The organism is Planococcus halotolerans, assembly GCF_003289955.1.
GTDB classification, from domain to species: domain Bacteria; phylum Bacillota; class Bacilli; order Bacillales_A; family Planococcaceae; genus Planococcus; species Planococcus halotolerans.
In genome coordinates this window covers 360,018-378,992 of record NZ_QLZR01000001.1, presented here as the reverse complement: position 1 = coordinate 378,992, position 18,975 = coordinate 360,018, and the positions used below count along the sequence as shown (strand labels likewise).

The window sequence follows — 18,975 nt, the reverse complement described above, 5'->3', positions numbered from 1 at the left end:
TTGTCAGGACTCCAGCGCCGAGATTCTCCCGAAAAAGGTTGCTCTTGCCGCCGCTTTTCCTTGTCCAGACTCCGGCGACCCAGCTCTTCGAGTCATAAGCCAAATCAGCTGCGTGGCTGAAGCCACTACGCTGATCCGTCTTATGCTTTTCAGAGCTAAACGGGTGCCGTCGCTTTTCTTACTTAAAATCCAACGACGAGTGATTGACGCCGAACACATTCTCCACGTCGATCAGGAAAGCGATGCCTCGCCCGGGTGCGTTAAGGTCGACTGCCTGCTCGATACTGCTCACCACTTTATCGGTATAACTGGAAGGAACCAAAGTCAAAATAACATCTTTTTCGGGGTCAATGGTGAAATTCATAAAGGTCTGCTGTTCATTGACTCCTGTGCCCCGGCCGTTTAGAATGGTTCCGCCTTCAGCTCCGGCATCAGCAGCAGCCTTGATGACTTTCTGGGAATCGCCGGTATTGACGATAGTTACGATCAATTGGAATTCGTGCAGTGCATTCTCCATTATGTTCTCCCCTTTCTTTTTTCTGCGGTCGTCAGGCCGTTGCGTCAAATGGGGAACCCCAAGCAGTTTGCTTAGATGAACTGTAAAGCCAAGCCCGTATCCCGATTTCCCCAATTTTCCTTCCCGGCTAACGGCTTCTGCAACCGGAGCTTCATTTTTTCCATCAATGGCGATAAAGATGACGTCCTTTTCATGAGTCACAGGAAGACCAAGGAAAGTCGGTTTTTCGTTTCTGCCGACTCCTTCTCCGTAAACAATAGTGGCGCCATCTGCACCGGCTTTTTTCGCTTCGGCTATGACCGGCCTCGAAAATCCTCTTTTGACAATCGCAATCATCAGTTTATGGTTAAGATTCATCGGTTCTGTTCCCGCCTTTCCTATTAAAGATAAGTCCCAAAATAAGGACAGCGATAATCGGCGTCAATGCCACCAGCGCGATCAACCCGAACCCATCAGCTAGAGGATCCCGCCCGGCCGTAACAGATGCCACGCCGACAGCCAGCGAAGAAATGAAAGTAACTGTCATAGGGCCTGTGGAGACCCCGCCAGAATCAAAGGCGATGGCAATGAAAATATCGTGTGACAGAAAAATTAGTATTAAAACAAGCAGGTATCCCGGAATTAAAAAATACCAGAGTGAAATTCCTGTCAGAATCCGCAGCATTGACAAGGCTATTGAAAAGCCGACTCCGATGGATAATGTATAAAGCATCAGTCTTGCAGATATATAACCACCGGTGACTTCGTCGACTTCATCATTCATGATGCTGACGGCCGGTTCAGCAAAAGTTGCGGCAAACCCGAGGACAAAGCCAATCGGGATAAGAAACCATTTTGTATTTCCTTCACCGAGAGACTGGCCCATCAATTCGCCGACCGGCATAAATCCCACATGTACGCCTTGAAGAAAAAAAGAGAGGCCCAAAAAAGTCAATATAAAACCGATGCCAACCTGCTGAAGTCTTTTTAATGGTAATTTCAACATGAAAATCTGAAAGATTCCGAAGAAAACAAGCAGCGGGATCAAAGCAAATGCCACTTCCTGTAAGACACCTCCGAATCCCTCAAAAACATGGATTTCCATCAGAAAATCACCCCCAGTATCATGACCGCCAAAATCGGTCCGATTGAAGCGAGACCGATCAACCCGAATCCTTCTGTTTCATCTTTGGAATCTTTGGGTCTCAGAGAAGATGCGACACCAACGCCGAGCGCCAGGATAAAAGGGACTGCCATCGGACCGGTCGTAACTCCGCCGGAATCAAATGAAATTGGAACAAAAGCATCCGGGACGAAGAAAGATAACAGGAAAACGGCGGCATAACCGGCAATGAGGACAAAATGCAAAGGTATGTTGAAAAGTGTTCGGATCATGGCTAGGGCAACGAAGAGGGCTAATCCCAGCGACACGGAAAGTATCAGTATCGTAGCGCTTATCGCTCCTTTCGACACATTATCGATTTGGGTAGCCAGCACCCGTAAATCCGGTTCCGCAATCGTTACGACGATTCCGAGCAATAAACCGGTACCAATGATAAGCCATGCATTTTTTGTTCTCGGCAATCGTTTACCGATTAATTCTCCGATAGGAAGGAGCCCGGCATTTACCCCCAATAAAAACAGGAAAAAACCGATGCTGACAAAAAAAACGCCAATGAGGAATTGAAGCAAAGCTTCCATTGGCAGACGAATAATTGCAATCTGTAAAAAGATGACTACAATGGTAACAGGCATAATGGCAGCAACAACTTCTTTGAAGGTGTTCTTTACATTATTCATCCTGTCTCTCCTTTACCACTTTTTCCTGCTATTCCCTATGCATTTTGATGTAAACTTAACAAAAAAGGTCTTTATTTAACAAAGTGATTAAAAGTAAAGAAAGGCGAACCAAATGTAGGGGGATAAAAATGAGCAAAATAAAACGAGCTGAACCTAAGCTTCCAGCGGAACTGCCTGCCAGTCTGTTTGAAGAAGCGATGGACGATCATTACATAACAAATTGCCGAATATCACAGGAAACCATTGATTTTGAAGCGGAGCGTGCATTGCATATTGATACAGTGGTATTCGAGAATGTAAGTTTTGTCGATATCGTTTGGCCCAGGAGCGAATTCGTAGACGTTGTCTTTATCAATTGCGACCTTTCTAATGCAGACTTCAGCCGATGTGTTTTCCATCGTACAGAGTTCCGCAATTCCAAGCTAATGGGGACGAACTTTGTGGAAGCGGGAGTCCGCCACACGCTGTTTACTGAATGTGTCCTTAATTATGCGGTATTCGGTTTTTCACTTTGCACGTTCTCGAAATTTGAAAACTCATCAATGCGGCAGGCAGATTTCTATGAAGCCGAGTTAAAGGAAACAATATTTTCGGCTTGTGACATGGACGAGATTAATTTTGCTGAAACAGACCTTAAAGGCATCGACCTTAGTACGAACCGGTTTGAAAATATACAAGTGACCATTGAAAAGTTGGCTGGCTGCACAGTTTCTCCGAATCAGGCGTTGGCTTTCGCCCGACAACTTGGTATGCGTATAACTAACGATGTGTAACTATAATTTTTTTTTGAGCGATGGCGGATGCTATTGCTTTTTTTTGTTTTAAAATTTGTATATATTAAACATTTATTAAAAATGGGTATTAAATATCAAATATACAGTATTTTTTATTAATATAATTATTAAATGAACAATAATAACCAGTTAATATTTAGTTTAACGAAACTTATAGCGCGGTTATTAGGGTTATTAAATTATATGTGTCTAAAAAGTTCACAAAATATTCGAAAATATATTCAAAATATTATATAAAGATATTGTAATTAAGCTTAAGTTACAGTATATTTTAAATAGTTAGAATTTTAACAAAGAAGGAGCATTAGCCAAATGGAAGTTTTAAGCAAAAAGATAAAACAACTACGTGAAGAAAAAGGGATTTCGCCAGAAAAACTTGCGGAAGATATCGGCTTTGCAAAAAGTACGATTTGGGCTTATGAAAGCGGCAAAAAACAAATTTCCGTCAGCCACCTTGCACGCCTAGCGGATTACTTTGATGTTTCAATCGATAATTTATTGGATAGAGAAGAACGTATGATTGACCTTGACCTCCTGAACTTGACGAGTTTTGCAGACTATAACCTGTTGTTGGACAACAAGCCGCTGAATCGGGATGAAATTGCGGAAGCTGCTTCCTATATTAAAGTGAAACGGCGCATGGGAAGCTTTGGTGTGGCAACTTCATAACTGTCTGCTTGTGTCACGGCTGCTCATTCCGGTATTTGGAATGGGTTTTTTTATTGTAGAAGGACAGTATGAAATTCCAACATTGTCTGACCCGGCAGGTTTTATGATAAAGTCAGAATACGGATATAAGCATTACAGGCATCGGCATGCTGCAAGTGCTTAGAGAATCAGCTAATTTTTTGAAAAGCAGGCGATTAATCCATGGAACGCTATACCTTATACGAAACGTATCGGCTTGGCATGCTTATTGATCATTTTAAGCCGAAAGAATTGATTGAAGAACTGGATGAGTTTATTGAAAATACCCCAACTGAAGATATCCCCCACGTATTTTATGTTCTGTCGCTTGCAAGTGACAGGCGCACCATGATCCAGCTTTTGACCGACCTTTCACAAGGGGTGGATGAAGAAATTCCCGCTTGTATAATTGCGGGCTTGCTGCACAGGGACCAAGATAAATATACGATCGAAGAGCTTTACCGGAAAACCTCCTTGCTTGCTTCGCTTCTGAAAGATCCTGATGGAGACGTTGCATGGGAATTCCGAACGTTGAATGAAGCCAATGAAGAAGCGCAACTTGCATATGGCATGCGTTTCAAACGGAAAAAGACCAGAGAGCGGATGTTGGCGAAAAATGAAAAAGCCTTACGGGATGCTTTAGCGAAATACGAGAAATATGCAGCAGAATTTGATAATAAAAATTGGGGGAATTGACCCAAACCCCAAAATCGGCAAGGTGCGCATATGAGCATCTTGCCGATTTTTTGTTTAGTCCGAAATATGAGGGGAAGATATCCATTAGGAAAAGAAAACTTCAGGAGGGATTTTTCATGTCGAAAACGATTTTTATTACAGGGGCAGGAAGCGGCCTTGCTAAAGGCACGGCTCTCGGCCTGGCGAAGAAAGGCTACCGGGTTATTGCCCCGGTCGAAACTGCACCGCAAGTAACCTCATTAATGGAAGCGGCAGAAGCTGAAAATGTAAAACTCGATATTTTTAAAATGGACATCAAAAACCCGCAGGATCTTGCGCAGATGTATGACTACGATTTTGATATCTTTGTAGCCAATGCTGCAGTCAATGAAGGTGGACCGCTCGGGGAAGTGCCAATGATGAATTTCCGGGAACTTTTTGAGGTCAATGTATTCAGTACGCTTGAAACCGCCCAGATTGCTGCTCGTAAATTTGTCGAAAAAGGAAAAGGCAAAATCATTTTCATGTCTTCAATGGCTGGCATCATGTCAACACCGTATGTAGGTCCATATACCGCAACCAAACATACCATTGAAGCGATTGCGAAAACGATGCGAAAAGAATTGGAAGGCTTTGGCGTGCAGGTGGCAACTATTAATCCGGGCGCCTTTGATACTGGTTTCAATGACCGCAGTGCAGAAGCAAAATGGAAATGGTACGATGAAAAAATTCATTTCACCAAAAAAGAAGATATGGAAGAAGCCGATCAGGCACTCGAAGATCAATATGATGCGGACGACATGATTGCCAAAATGGTGGAAGTGATTCCACAGGACAATCATAAATTCCGTACGGTCTATCCACAGGAAACCGAGAAGCAAATGAAAGAGGAAGAAGCGAAGCATTGGGATCTTGAAATCTGAGGGGTGAAGAGATGGATGCTCTGAATGAATTCAGGTTGATTTTGGAAAAAGGCGGGACAGATACACATACTGCATGCCGATTGTTTGATCAATTTGGCGAAGTGTCTCTTGAAGAACTGCCGGGTACTTGGCGCGGAAAGGAATTTCATACCGGCCACCCAATGGACGGTCTGCTGAAAAGACTGAATTGGTATGGAAAAGCCTTTCATGATGCTGAAAACGTCGATCCCCTGCTGTTCGAAGGCCCGACCGGCAATGTTTTTGCGGTTGATCCGGTGCCAATGATGGACAGCCGAAAACTGATAAAAGCTGTCGGCGGAAAAGCACGTATGCGCAAAGTGCTGCACCGAGGGAAAGTAAGTGCGGCGATGATATATGATAATTTGCCGATTATTGATCATTTCAGGAAAATCGAGGAGGGTGTCCTGCTCGGAATGATGGATGAAAAAACTGCTGAAATCCCTTATTTTTTCATATTGGAAAAGATATAAAAATGATTAATTGCGACGCCGAAAGCTTTTGCTTTTGGCGTTTTTTCTGACTGGATAAGAAAGTATACATGTTTATGTTTGAGAAAGCTTTAAAAGGAGCGGATTTCTGTCCAGACTCGAGCGGCCCAACTCTTCGGGTCATAAGCCATTTCAATTACGTGGCATAAACCGCCACTTCATTGAACCGTCTTATGCCTTTCAGAGCTAAACGGGCGCTCTCGCTTTTCTTACTGTCTGTCAAAAGAAAAACAGCCTGAAATATGGTAAGCTAGGCAGTACGAATCGAGTTTTAGGAGTGTTTACTATTGTTGGAAAAAGCAAGAGAATTACTGCAGACCTATTTTGGCTATGAAACATTCCGGACCGGTCAGGAACAAGCGATCTCACAAGTTTTTGAAGGATCCAATTCGATTTGCGTCATGCCGACAGGCGGCGGGAAATCGATGTGCTACCAGATTCCGGCCATGGTTATGGAAGGGACGACAATTGTAGTTTCGCCATTGATCTCGTTGATGAAAGACCAAGTGGATGCATTGCTGGCAGCTGGGATTCCGGCTGCTTATATAAATAGTTCGATGGATTTCGATGAAGTTCGGGAAACTTTATACGATGTGCAGCGCGGAGCTGTAAAATTATTGTATATTGCGCCAGAACGGCTGGATTCTGAAATGTTTTTGAATGAACTGCAGGGTGTCCATGTGCCATTGATTGCGGTCGATGAAGCGCATTGTATTTCCCAATGGGGACATGATTTCCGTCCAAGCTACAGGCTGATCAGCCGCATGATGGAACTATTCCCGAATAACCCGACAGTTTTGGCACTGACTGCAACTGCTACGCCGCAGGTACGGGAAGATATTTGCCGTATTTTAAATATAGAAGAACGTCACACGATTATGACGGGCTTTGAACGTGCGAATCTGACGTTTTCTGTTATCCGAGGCCAAGACCGGGAACGTTTCCTTAAGGAATATGTCCAGAAAAATGATAAAGAAGCAGGCATCATTTATGCGGCCACCCGAAAAACTGTGGACTCTGTATATGAGATGCTTTTGAGAAAAGGCATTAAAGCGGCGAAATATCATGCAGGGATGCCGGACGACCAGAGAAGAGCAGGCCAAGAGCAGTTCCTTAATGACGAAGTAACAGTCATGGTTGCTACGAATGCCTTTGGAATGGGTATCGATAAAAGCAATATCAGATATGTTGTGCATTATCAGCTGCCGAAAAATATGGAAAGTTATTATCAGGAAGCGGGACGGGCAGGACGCGATGGACTGCCGAGTGAATGCATGGTCCTCTATGCTTCGCAGGATGTACAAACACAGCGCTTCCTGATTGACCAGGCGCAAGACCCAAGCCGGATTCCAGGAGAGCTGGTCAAGCTGCAGGGCATGGTGGATTATTGCCATACCGAGAATTGCCTGCAGCAATTCATTGTTCATTATTTCGGCGATGATTCTGCCGGCGAATGCGGGCATTGCGGAAATTGTGTGGATGACCGTGAAAGCCTTGACGTCACTAAAGACGTTCAAATGGTGCTGTCCTGTGTAATCCGTATGGGCCAAAAATTTGGCAAGATGATGACTGCCCAAGTGCTGACAGGCTCACGCAATAAAAAAATACTGGATTTCGGTTTTGATAAATTATCGACGTATGGAATTCTGAAACATCACAGTGCCAAAGAAGTTTCCAATTTGATCGAATTTATGATTTCCCAGGAATTGCTGGCAGTCGAACAAGGTTCGTTCCCCACTATCTATGTTCCTGATGGAGGAAGAGACGTGCTTCTCGGGAAACGCAAGGTTCTGCGAAAAGGAGCCGTTGTAACGAAACAGATTGCCGACAACGATCCCCTTTTCGAAGAATTGCGTAAAATCCGTAAAGAGCTGGCGGATCAAGGCGGCGTTCCGCCATTTGTCATTTTCTCTGACAAAACGTTGCAGGATATGTGTGCGAGACGGCCGAAAACACCCGAAGAATTCCTCGAAGTCAACGGGGTCGGCGCCAATAAACTCGAAAAATACGGTGAAGCTTTCTTGTCAGCTATCCATACTTTTGAACCCATAAATAACTGATCACTCCTGTCTGCGGACGGGAGTGTTTTTTTATTGTACATATCATAAAAATGTAAGCGGTTACAGTTATTTTTGACTATTAAATTTAATTGTAATTTTATATTTATTCAGTTTATATGATATACTATCCTAATATTATGACACTTCACTGTGTTAAAGGGGGAAACATCATGATAAAAAGAGAGTACCCGAAAGCCCAGGGACTTTATGATCCGGAACAGGAGCATGAGGCTTGCGGCATAGGAATGATTGCAAATATAAATGGGGAAAAAACCCACTCGATTGTCCAGAATGCAGTTAACATCCTTTGTAACCTTGAGCATAGGGGAGGACAGTCGTCTGATACGAGTACGGGTGACGGCGCAGGAATACTTACACAGATTCCCCACCGTTTTTTCCAGAAGCAATGTGAAAAAGAAGGAATTATCCTTCCGGCAGAAGGCCGATATGGCATCGGTATGATTTTCATGCCGCAGGATTACGATATCCGTATGAAGTCAAAAAACATCATTCAGCGGATTATTGAAGAAGAAGGACAGCAATGTCTCGGCTGGCGGCCGGTTCCGGTAAATGACTCATTTGTCGGCAAAGTGGCAACAAAAACCAAGCCGGTAATCAGACAGGTCTTTATTGAAGCGGCTGAAGAACTTAAAGGACGGATGGATCTTGAAAGAAGGCTTTATATCATCCGCAAAAGAATCGAACAGGAAATGGGTGCAGACCCGGAATTCAAGGACGTCTATTTCAGCAGTTTATCGGCTGGCACAATCGTCTACAAAGGGATGCTTATTCCCGAACAACTGGATTCGTTTTATATCGACCTCAACCATCCCGAATTCAAATCGGCGTTGGCCTTAGTCCACTCCCGTTTCAGCACCAATACATTTCCCAGCTGGCAAAGATCCCACCCGAATCGCTATTCCATACACAACGGTGAATTCAATACATTACGGGGCAATGTCAATTGGATGCGCGCTCGCCAAGCCATGTGCCATTCTCCGTATTTCAATGAGGAAGATTTGAAAAAAGTGCTGCCGGTCATCGATGAAAGTGGAAGTGATTCTTCGATGTTTGACAATTGCTTTGAATTTCTTCATTTATCGGGGCGCTCGCTTGCCCACACTGCGATGATGATGGTACCGGAACCATGGGTCAATGATCCGACTATCAAGAAAGAGAAGAAGGATTTCTACGAATACCACAGTACCTTGATGGAACCTTGGGATGGACCTGCAGCACTTGTATTTACCGATGGCAACCAGATTGCCGCTTGTCTTGACCGCAATGGTCTTCGTCCGGCACGTTATTATGTGACCAAAAGCGGCATGATCGTTTTGGGATCGGAAGTTGGCGCTTTGGATATCTTTTCAGACGATATTATATACAAAGACCGCCTGCGCCCAGGCAAAATGCTGCTGGTTGATCTGGAAGAAGGGAAAATTATCCCGGATGATGAGATTAAATTGCAGATTGCAGCGGAATTGCCTTATAAAGACTGGGTAGAACAGAATATGCTGGATTTAGAAGATTTACCGGATCCGGAAGTGCAGGAAAACTATGACGTAACGGAATCCTTGATCAAACAGCAATTGGCATTCGGCTATACCATGGAAGAAGTTCAAAAAATCATTAAACCTCTGGCAACTGAAGGCAAAGATCCAGTGGGTTCCATGGGCTACGATTCACCACTAGCCGTGTTATCGAAGAAGCCGCAGCTGCTTTACAATTACTTTAAACAACTATTCGCCCAGGTCACGAACCCGCCGATAGATGCTATACGTGAACAGATTATCACGGCTGCACGGACGACAATCGGCGCAGAAGGCAATCTGGTGCAGCCGTCTCCGGAGAGCAGCCGCCACATCAGACTTGAGACACCATTGCTTACGAATAGGCAATTGGAAAAACTCAGATACAATCCGATGGACGAGTTCAAAGCGGTGACGCTGTCGATTTTGTTTCCTGTTTCCGGTGGAGCAGAGGCGATGGAGGAACGGCTCCAATCGCTGTTTGCAGAAGCGGATGCAGCTTATAAAGATGGAGCAGTCCTGTTGGTTTTATCTGATAAAGGAGCCAATAAGGACAATGCTGCAATACCGGCTTTATTGGCTGTATCCGGTTTGCATCACCACCTGATCCGGGAAGGCATACGAACAAAAGTGAGTATTTTGCTGGAATCTGCCGAACCTCGGGAAGTGCATCATTTTGCGGTGCTTCTGGGGTACGGTGCCGAGGGTATCAATCCGTATTTGGCATATGATACAATCCGCAATTTAATCGAAGTTAAAGATATCGAAGGCACGGATTACCTGCAGGCTGAGACTGTTTACATTAAAGCAGTCACTGACGGCATCATTAAAGTGCTGTCAAAAATGGGCATTTCAACAATCCAAAGTTATCGAGGAGCCCAAATATTTGAAGCTGTGGGTATCCGTCTCGATGTAATCGAAAAATACTTCACCCGCACTTCCTCGCGACTTGGCGGTATCGGCCTCGATATGATCGGGACAGAAGTGCTCATGCGGCATGCAAGAGCCTATCCAGAGCAGGAAGGCAGCGACGGCGATCTTGAATCCGGCGATGAATTCCAATACCGCGAGAATGGGGAAGACCATCAATACAACCCGAAGACGATCCATACACTGCAGCAAGCCTGCAGAACAAATGATTACAACGTCTTCAAAAAATATTCAGCGCTTTTGACGGATGAAAAAGCGAATCTCCAATCTTTGCGTGGATTGTTGAAGTTTAAAGATCGTACACCGGTGCCTCTTGAAGAAGTCGAAAGCGTCGAAGATATTTGCGCGCGTTTCAAAACTGGTGCAATGTCTTATGGATCAATAAGCAAAGAAGCGCATGAAGCGCTTGCTGTTGCCATGAATAAAATCGGTGGACGCAGTAATTCCGGTGAAGGCGGAGAAGAAGTTTCCCGCTTCATCCCGGACGAAGACGGCACAAACCGCAGAAGCGCGATCAAGCAAGTGGCTTCAGGCCGCTTTGGCGTAACGAGTCATTACCTGGTCAATGCGGATGAGATCCAGATTAAAGTGGCGCAAGGAGCAAAACCGGGTGAAGGCGGCCATTTGCCGGGCAAGAAAGTCTACCCGTGGATTGCAGAAGTCCGCGGCTCGACGACCGGAGTGGAACTGATTTCTCCACCGCCGCATCACGATATTTATTCCATCGAAGATTTGGCGGAATTGATCTTTAACTTGAAGAATGCAAATCCCTATGCACGCATCAGCGTAAAACTGGTTTCTGCAGTGGGAGTTGGAACTATAGCGGCTGGGGTTGCAAAAGGACGCGCGGATCTTGTACTGATCAGCGGATACGACGGAGGCACCGGAGCAGCGCCGAAGACAAGTTTAAAACACACCGGCCTGCCGTGGGAGATAGGATTGGCGGAAACGCACCAGACTCTTCTATTGAACGGGTTGCGTGACCGTATTGTAGTGGAAACAGACGGTAAAATGATGACGGGGCGCGATGTAGTTATGGCGGCACTTTTGGGAGCCGAGGAATATGGTTTTTCCACAGCGCCACTCGTTGTGCTCGGTTGCGTCATGATGCGTGTTTGCCATATGGATACATGTCCGGTCGGCATCGCGACCCAAAATCCAGAGCTCCGCAAAAAATATGGCGGAGACCCGGACCATGTCGTCAACTTCATGCGCTTTATCGCTCAGGAAGCACGCGAATTAATGGCTCAGCTCGGCTTCCGCTCAATCAATGAAATGATTGGCAGAACGGACGTTTTGGAAGTGAATGAAGCAATCGACCACTGGAAAGCGAAAGGCGTCGATTTCTCAGCGCTGCTTTACCAGCCGGATCTTCCGGATAAAGTTGGACGCTACGCTACAATCAAGCAAGATCACGGTTTGATCCAGACCCTGGATTACCAGGAACTTCTTCCGCGCTGCGGCAACGCGATAAAAACCGGCGAACCGGTTGAAGTGTATACAGCGATCCGCAATATCCACAGAGCTACAGGTACTATCATCGGCAGTGCAATCTCAAGACGATACGGTGCTGAAGGATTGCCGGAGGATACAGTCAAATTGAATTTCCAGGGATCAGCCGGACAGAGTTTTGGCGCATTCATCCCACAGGGAATGACGATGACGTTAATCGGAGATTCGAATGATTTCGTCGGAAAAGGCTTATCCGGTGGAAAGATAATCGTTAAACCGGCTCCAGACTCTACATTTATTCCTGAAAAGAATATTATTATCGGAAATGTGTCTTTCTATGGTGCATCAGCCGGAGAAGCGTATATCCACGGCATGGCAGGAGAACGGTTTGCCGTACGAAACAGTGGCGCTAATATTGTTGTTGAAGGCGTCGGAGACCATGGATGTGAATATATGACAGGCGGACGTGTCGTCATTCTAGGGAATACGGGCAAAAACTTTGCAGCCGGAATGTCAGGCGGCATCGCTTATGTGCTGGATGAAGGCGAAACTTTCAGCCAGTATTGCAACACGGATATGGTATATCTTCAGCCTCTGGCAGAGCCGCAGGAAATCGAAGAACTGCGTAAAATGATTGACAGTCACTTCCGCTACACAGGAAGTTTAAATGCAAAACGGATTTTGGAGCATTGGGAGATATTCTCTGCCAAATTCATTCGGGTCATACCGAAAGCTTATTTGCAGATCAATGACCGTATCAGCAAATTGCAGGACAGCGGCATGACGAAATTCGATGCAGAAATGGCAGCCTTTGAAGAAAGTAAAATGCAGGAAAGCATAAAATAGAAAATTACCTTTAAATAGAATTAATTAGGGAGGGATATGATGGGGAAAAGCACTGGATTTATGGAATATAACAGACAGACGCTGAAAGAACGTGACCCCGCTGAACGGACACATGACTGGAATGACTATACGATTCCGTTAACAAATGAAGAAGTTCAGAAACAAGGGGCCCGCTGCATGGATTGCGGAGTGCCGACATGCCACACCGGCATGGAATTGGAAAATGTGACGACCGGCTGTCCGGTCAATCACCTGATCCCTGAATGGAATGACCTGGTATACAGAGGGCAGTGGAAGGAAGCGCTGCGCCGTGAGCATTTGAAAAACAATTTTCCTGAGTTTACAGGTACGGCTTGCCCGGCGCCATGCGAAGGCTCCTGTGTACTGGGCATCAATGAGCCGCCGGTAGCCATCAGAACTGTTGAACGTTCAATTATTGAACGTGGATTTGCAGAAGGCTGGGTAGTCCCTGAGCCTCCAGAGACACGCACAGGCAAACATGTGGCGGTTATCGGATCGGGTCCGGCAGGACTCGCAGCAGCGGCTCAATTAAACAAAGCGGGCCACTGGGTTACCGTCTTTGAAAAAAATGACCGGGTTGGCGGCTTGCTGACCTACGGCATACCGGAAATGAAACTGCCTTATGAAATGGTGGTTCGCCGTGTGGAAATTCTGAAACAGGAAGGCATCACCTTTAAAACAAATGTTGAAATCGGCAAGAATTATGCCGCTGATCAATTAAAAGAAGATTTTGATTCGGTTATTATGTGCACCGGTGCAACAGTTCACCGTGACCTTCAAGTGGAAGGCAGGGAACTTGGCGGCGTTCACTATGCCATGGATTTTCTGCATGCCAGCACAAAGAGCCTATTGGATTCGAACTTCGAAGATGGCAATTTCATCTCAGCCAAAGGTAAAAATGTCATTGTCATTGGAGGCGGCGACACCGGTACAGATTGTCTCGCTACAGCTGTCCGCCATGATTGTGAAAGCCTTGTCCAATTCGATGTCTATGACAAAAAGGGTGCGATACGCGATGAGCAGGGGAATCCGTGGCCGCAATATCCAAAAGTACATCGGGTAGAATACGGGCATAAGGAAGCTGCTGCCACTTTCGGAGAAGATCCGAGAGCATATGCTGTCATGACGAAAAAATTTGTCGGAGATGAATCAGGCAATGTAAAAGAAGTTCATACAGTAAACGTGAAATTGCGCATCGACGAAGAAGGCAATCGTGTGAGGGAAGAGATTCCGGGAACAGAAAAGGTCTGGAAGGCGGATCTTGTATTAATTGCCATTGGCTTCAGTGGGCCGGAACAAGGTTTGATTCAGCAAATGGATGTAGCTGTTGAACCGAATTCATGTGTCAAAGCTGAATACGGAAAGTATGCAACAGATTCGGAAGGAATTTTCGCTGCAGGCGATATGCGCCGGGGACAAAGTTTGATCGTCTGGGCAATTAACGAAGGACGCGAAGCAGCAAGAGAGTGCGACCGTTATTTAATGGGAGCGACAGTATTGCCATAAAATAAGGCCGGAATTTTTCCGGCTTATTTTATTTTGTAAAATTTACAAGTGGACATTGTTCTTTGTGCCTAGTTCATTTATACTTGAAAATGAAGGGCTTGCAGTAGAATAGGTTCAATTCCAAGCGGGATTTGTCTGTCTATTCAAGCATAACCAGAGAAAAGGGGAGGAAACAGAATGTTGAAGAAATATTCAATCACTGCACTTTTTTCATTGCTTTTAATCTTTGCTGCATACACGGGCGGAGGGTTTGCTGAAACGACGGAACCAGCAATGAGTCCGGAAACAGCAACTGCTTTGGCAGAAGTATATAAAGTAAACAATGAAATCTATGCGGAAATCGCTAAAGTTCAAGTGAAAGCCGAAAACATGTATGCAGATTATTTAGCGGAAGCAGCTAAAACGACTGACGCACAAAAAAAGGCTGAAGCCTGGAATAAGTATGATGTGAAAGTGGAAGCAGAAATTGCTGATTTGAGTTCAAAAACTCAAGCTATGACGCTGAAAGGCATGGAAAAAGCAACGGCAGCCGGCCTTACAGTTGAAATGGAATGGATACAAGTTCAGTTCGCTGATCGGGTAAGAATGATTGACCCGATTAAAGTAATGGACTGGTAATTGCTATTGTTTTAGGACATTTAAATGGAGTACTATGAGAGTATAGGAAATCAAAACTCTCATAGTGCTTTTTTTATTGGAAGGAAGTGTCTTTGTGAAAGGCTTGGAGATATTAAAAAATGAATATCTTGAAACAGTGAAAAGTGGTTCCACTACTCTTAGTTTGTTAGGGCGTGGTGGAGGAATGGAAGTAATGAAACAAACTGTTTTAAAAGATAAATTAATGATACTTTTTCCTGGTGAAGATGAAGACGTACAAGAATTTTTCTATATATTAAATGGTGAAATGGAATTGGAAATAGATGGTTTCAAATTGATACTCTCTGCTGAGGACTTTTTTTCAGTGAGTGATTTGGATGAACCTGTTCATATTACAGCAAAAACGGATGTTACCTTTTTGTCAGTTTCAAATGTCCTAGTATTTCATTCATTGAGTGAAGAAATCAAAGAACTGCGTAAAATTGGTGAGTCAGTCGAATACAAAGATCGATATACCTTTATGCATAGTTCCCGGGTTTCTAAATATGCTATTCAGGTAGCCGCAAAAATGAGGATGACCAAGGAGAGAATTGAGAATCTCTTTCTCGCTGCAATCCTTCATGACATTGGTAAAATAAATATTCCTGAAGAAGTTTTGAATAAACCGGGTAAATTGACGAATGAGGAATTTGATATGATTAAAAAGCATCCGGGCGATGGTGCAGACATGCTTAGGAAAACAGCTTATAAAAAGCTTGCTGTTATTGTCGAACAGCATCATGAGCGCATTGACGGAAAAGGCTATCCCTTCGGCTTGAAAGCAGACGAAATTCTGCTGGAAGCAAAAATTATCGGAGTTTGCGATACGTTTGACGCGATGACCGAAGACCGATCTTACCGTAAAGCCTATACACCGGAGTATGCGATGGAGGAAATTCGCAGACTTTCAGGCATTCAGTATGATCCTGATGTTGTGGGTGCTTTTGAACAGGTTCTGCAGCAGGAAGGCAAAATTTAATAGGATGAATTTCCCTACACAAGACACCTGGCAGAAAAGCAGAGTGTCTTTTTTAGTAGGGAAAATGTTTAGGACGCCCTGAATTAGTAAATAATAAGAACACAGTGTATTTAAATACTGAGAAGGAGAGATTCCCATGGCAAAACGTTCAGGCGGTATGTTTGGTAAATTAGTATTATTAGGTATAGGTGCGGCAATTGGTTCCGCAATGGCGCAGAAAAAAGTTGACTCAAATGGTACATCAACGAATTCCGAGGGTTCTGCACAATCGGGCAATATGAAAGAGAACGTGAAAAAAGGACTGGAGCGCTTCAATGAACAATCGGGTGGAATGGTCGATAAGGCCAAACCATACGTATCAAAAGCAGTAGAATCAGTCAAAAGCGCTATCGACAGCCAGCAGAAAATGATGGACGAGGAAAAAGATATGCTGGATAAAGCAGATAAAACTCTTCAGGATGAAGTCGGTGAGAAATCACAGGGTGGTTCAGAGAGTTCAACCGGTTCAGGTTCTTCCGATAAAAACGAATCTGGAAAAACAGGAAGCCCGTTCAATGAATCGAGTCCGAGCGGCGGAGCATTTGGCGGCAGCACGGAATATACCGATTCCTTAAAAAAGGGAATTGACGAAGAAACGTCGAAGAAGGATAAGAGCGATACAACCTTCGACAAATAAATGTGAGCACATCAGGCTACCACTCGCAGATAGTGAGTGGTAGTTTTTTTCCACATAATTGTCGGAATATTACGAAATGGAAAGAGGAGGGGAATTATGTTTCAATCGTATACGGTAAAACCATTTTATGATGAAATGTTCGAAGAAGATAAGCAGCCAAAACCTCATTATAGAAACTTCTTTCAATTACTCCAGCACTTCAGTGAGGAAGAATTGCGCGAAAAGCATGAGACCGCTCAATTATCTTTTCTGCGACAAGGCATAACATTTACTGTCTACAATAATAATGTCGGGACAGAAAGGACGATGCCATTCGATTTCGTGCCAATTATCATTCCGCCCGAAGAATGGGAAGTTGTCGAAAAAGGGATGATCCAACGTGCAGAAGCATTAAATATGTTTCTCGAGGATGTTTATGGTGAACAAAAGATTCTTCAAGATGGCATTGTCCCAAGAAATCTGATTGAAGAAAATCCATATTATTATGAAAAACAGGTAAAAGGAATCGAGATTCCTTTGAAAAATCACATCTTTCTTGCAGGCATCGACCTGATCCGGGATGAGCATGGGAAATATCACGTGCTCGAGGATAATCTTCGCAATCCATCGGGGATGTCCTATGTTTACCAGAATCGCTATGTGATGAGGCAGGTTTATCCGGAGTTTTTTGCGAAACATTCTGTTCAAACCCTCGAACATCAAATGACTCATATGCATCAAGCGATCCTCGATCATGCACCAGCTACTCAAAAAGGCAAACCTTTTGCTGTGCTGCTGACGCCGGGAATGTATAATTCGGCATATTATGACCATCTTTTCCTTGCGCAGCAAATGGGAATCGACCTTGTAGAAGGACGCGATATGGTGGTAAAGAAAAATGTTGTTTACATGAAATCAATCCGCGGCTTGAAAAGAGTGGATATCATCTATCGGCGAATCGATGACGATTTTCTGGATCCCGAAGCGTTTAACGAGGATTCCACATTAGGAGTACCAGGCTTATTGCAGGCTTATAAAAATGGCAATGTGGCTATTCTTAACGGTATTGGGAATGGCGTCGCTGATGACAAGGCAATCTATGCTTATGTACCGGAAATGATTCGCTATTATCTGGATGAAGAGCCTTTGATTGATAATGTTAAAACGTACCTTCTCGAGAATAAAGAGGAACGGGAGTGGGTACTCGATCATCTGGAAGAGCTTGTCGTAAAAAATGTTGGGGCATCCGGAGGATACGATATGCTGGTTGGTCCCCACGCATCCAAAGAAATGATTGAGATTTTCCGTGAAAAGATAATAGAATCACCACATCAATATATCGCGCAGCCCACGATTAAATTATCACGGGCACCTGCCTATCAAGGGGAAAAATTCTACCCTTGCCACGTGGATCTAAGGGTATTTGTAATGCGTGGCAAAGAAACGAACGTTCTGCCGGGAGGCCTGTCGCGCGTCGCACTTAAGGAAGGGTCGCTTGTAGTCAACTCCTCGCAGGGCGGCGGCGGAAAAGATACATGGGTATTTAAGAAAAAAGAAGAAGGAGGAGATTCCTGAATGCTGAGCCGAGTTGCAAATTCCTTATACTGGATGTCAAGAAACGCAGAACGTGCGGAAAATAACGCGCGGATTCTGGATGTGCAATTATTACAGATGATCGAAGCATCTGATGAAGAATTGGTCAGGGACGATGATTGGAAACTCATATTTGAAATTTGCGCTTCAACAGATATGATGGAGTATATCAAGTCCTTGCCTGCTTATAATGAAGATCAGCTTGTCTATTATCTTGCAATGGAAGAGGAGAATTTCAATTCCGTGGCAAGTTGTGTCCGTTTCATCCGTGAAAATGCCCGGGTTAGCCGGGATCATATTACGGATGATTATTGGGAAGTCTGGAACAGATGCTATCTGGCGCTGCAGGATATGGATACAGAAAACCTTTCTGTTCGTGAAATGCAGGAATTTCTCCAGAAAGTCAAAAACACCGCTTTAACTTCGCAAGGCATCGTGGAATCTTCCATGTCGCGCGGTGTCGAGTACCAGATGATCAAAATCGGAAAATGGCTGGAACGTGCTGAGAAAACTGCACGAATCCTCAATATTGTATGTGAACGAACGCTCGCAAAGGAAGAGGCCCAGCAATCGGAACACTATTATTACTGGTTAGCCGCTTTACGGATGACAAATGGATATGATGCTTATTTGAAAGTGAATCCGCCGAAAATGGACCCTTCCCTTGTCTTATCATTCCTGGTCTCGAATTCGAGTTTTCCGCGGTCCATCCGCTATTGTTTAGATCATATGCGGGAAGCGATCGTTAAATTGGAAGACGGCAAAGTGTCCCATTACTCCTGGGAACTGTTTGCGAAAATTGATCAGCTGACGGCTGATTTCGATAATTTTAATTTTCAGGAACTTGAGCAGGAAGACATGATGAACTTTTTAAATGAATTCCA

At 44.5% G+C, this 18,975-nt stretch carries 15 protein-coding genes and 1 pseudogene; 13 read left to right on the top strand and 3 right to left on the bottom strand.

Annotated elements, in window-relative coordinates:
- Positions 1-178 precede the first annotated feature (178 nt).
- From DP120_RS01755 to DP120_RS01745, 3 genes are read right to left on the bottom strand one after another with little or no spacing between them, the layout of a single operon-like run.
- The gene (locus DP120_RS01755; protein WP_112221462.1) at positions 179-874 is read right to left on the bottom strand and encodes a P-II family nitrogen regulator; all 696 of its coding nucleotides are present in this window, start codon (positions 872-874) and stop codon (positions 179-181) included.
- A complete protein-coding gene (locus DP120_RS01750) occupies positions 864-1,601 on the bottom strand; it encodes a DUF1538 domain-containing protein (protein WP_112221461.1) in 738 nt (245 codons plus the stop codon). Before DP120_RS01750 ends, DP120_RS01755 begins: the two co-directional genes overlap by 11 nt.
- Positions 1,601-2,296: a DUF1538 domain-containing protein gene (locus DP120_RS01745; RefSeq protein WP_112221460.1), complete on the bottom strand. Its 696-nt coding sequence runs from the start codon at positions 2,294-2,296 to the stop codon at positions 1,601-1,603. The genes DP120_RS01750 and DP120_RS01745 overlap by 1 nt, the downstream gene beginning before the upstream one ends.
- Positions 2,297-2,424: 128 nt before the next feature.
- Here DP120_RS01745 and DP120_RS01740 point away from each other — a divergent pair, with 128 nt between their 5' ends.
- From DP120_RS01740 to DP120_RS18815, 13 genes and pseudogenes are all read left to right on the top strand, one after another.
- Entirely contained in the window at positions 2,425-3,069 is a 645-nt protein-coding gene (locus tag DP120_RS01740) for a pentapeptide repeat-containing protein (protein ID WP_112221459.1), read from the top strand.
- A 333-nt stretch (positions 3,070-3,402) separates the two neighbouring features.
- Positions 3,403-3,759, top strand: coding sequence for a helix-turn-helix domain-containing protein (locus tag DP120_RS01735; RefSeq protein WP_112221458.1), 357 nt, complete (start codon positions 3,403-3,405; stop codon positions 3,757-3,759).
- A gap of 201 nt (positions 3,760-3,960) precedes the next feature.
- Positions 3,961-4,473, top strand: coding sequence for a hypothetical protein (locus DP120_RS01730; protein ID WP_112221457.1), 513 nt, complete (start codon positions 3,961-3,963; stop codon positions 4,471-4,473).
- 116 nt (positions 4,474-4,589) lie between these two features.
- Positions 4,590-5,375: an SDR family oxidoreductase gene (locus DP120_RS01725; RefSeq protein WP_112221456.1), complete on the top strand. Its 786-nt coding sequence runs from the start codon at positions 4,590-4,592 to the stop codon at positions 5,373-5,375.
- A gap of 11 nt (positions 5,376-5,386) precedes the next feature.
- Entirely contained in the window at positions 5,387-5,866 is a 480-nt protein-coding gene (locus tag DP120_RS01720; protein ID WP_112221455.1) for a DUF4334 domain-containing protein, read from the top strand.
- 305 nt (positions 5,867-6,171) lie between these two features.
- Positions 6,172-7,944 carry a DNA helicase RecQ gene (gene recQ, locus DP120_RS01715; protein ID WP_112221454.1) on the top strand — a complete coding sequence of 591 codons (1,773 nt, stop codon included), beginning with the start codon at positions 6,172-6,174 and terminating at the stop codon, positions 7,942-7,944.
- Between the two features lie 170 nt (positions 7,945-8,114).
- Entirely contained in the window at positions 8,115-12,701 is a 4,587-nt protein-coding gene (gltB, locus tag DP120_RS01710; protein WP_112221453.1) for a glutamate synthase large subunit, read from the top strand.
- A gap of 39 nt (positions 12,702-12,740) precedes the next feature.
- Positions 12,741-14,228 (top strand): glutamate synthase subunit beta, encoded by a 1,488-nt coding sequence (locus DP120_RS01705; protein ID WP_112221452.1) that lies wholly within the window; start codon positions 12,741-12,743, stop codon positions 14,226-14,228.
- 177 nt (positions 14,229-14,405) lie between these two features.
- On the top strand, positions 14,406-14,846 hold the full coding sequence (locus DP120_RS01700) for a hypothetical protein (protein ID WP_112221451.1): 441 nt from the start codon (positions 14,406-14,408) through the stop codon (positions 14,844-14,846).
- 94 nt (positions 14,847-14,940) lie between these two features.
- Entirely contained in the window at positions 14,941-15,843 is a 903-nt protein-coding gene (locus DP120_RS01695; RefSeq protein ID WP_112221450.1) for an HD-GYP domain-containing protein, read from the top strand.
- Positions 15,844-15,979: 136 nt separating this feature from the next.
- Positions 15,980-16,519, top strand: a complete 540-nt coding sequence (locus tag DP120_RS01690) for a hypothetical protein (protein WP_112221449.1) — start codon at positions 15,980-15,982, stop codon at positions 16,517-16,519.
- A gap of 96 nt (positions 16,520-16,615) precedes the next feature.
- Entirely contained in the window at positions 16,616-18,073 is a 1,458-nt protein-coding gene (locus tag DP120_RS01685) for a circularly permuted type 2 ATP-grasp protein (RefSeq protein ID WP_112221448.1), read from the top strand.
- Positions 18,074-18,958, top strand: a pseudogene (locus DP120_RS18815) (alpha-E domain-containing protein); the annotation flags it as partial.
- Between the last annotated feature and the right edge of the window lie 17 nt (positions 18,959-18,975).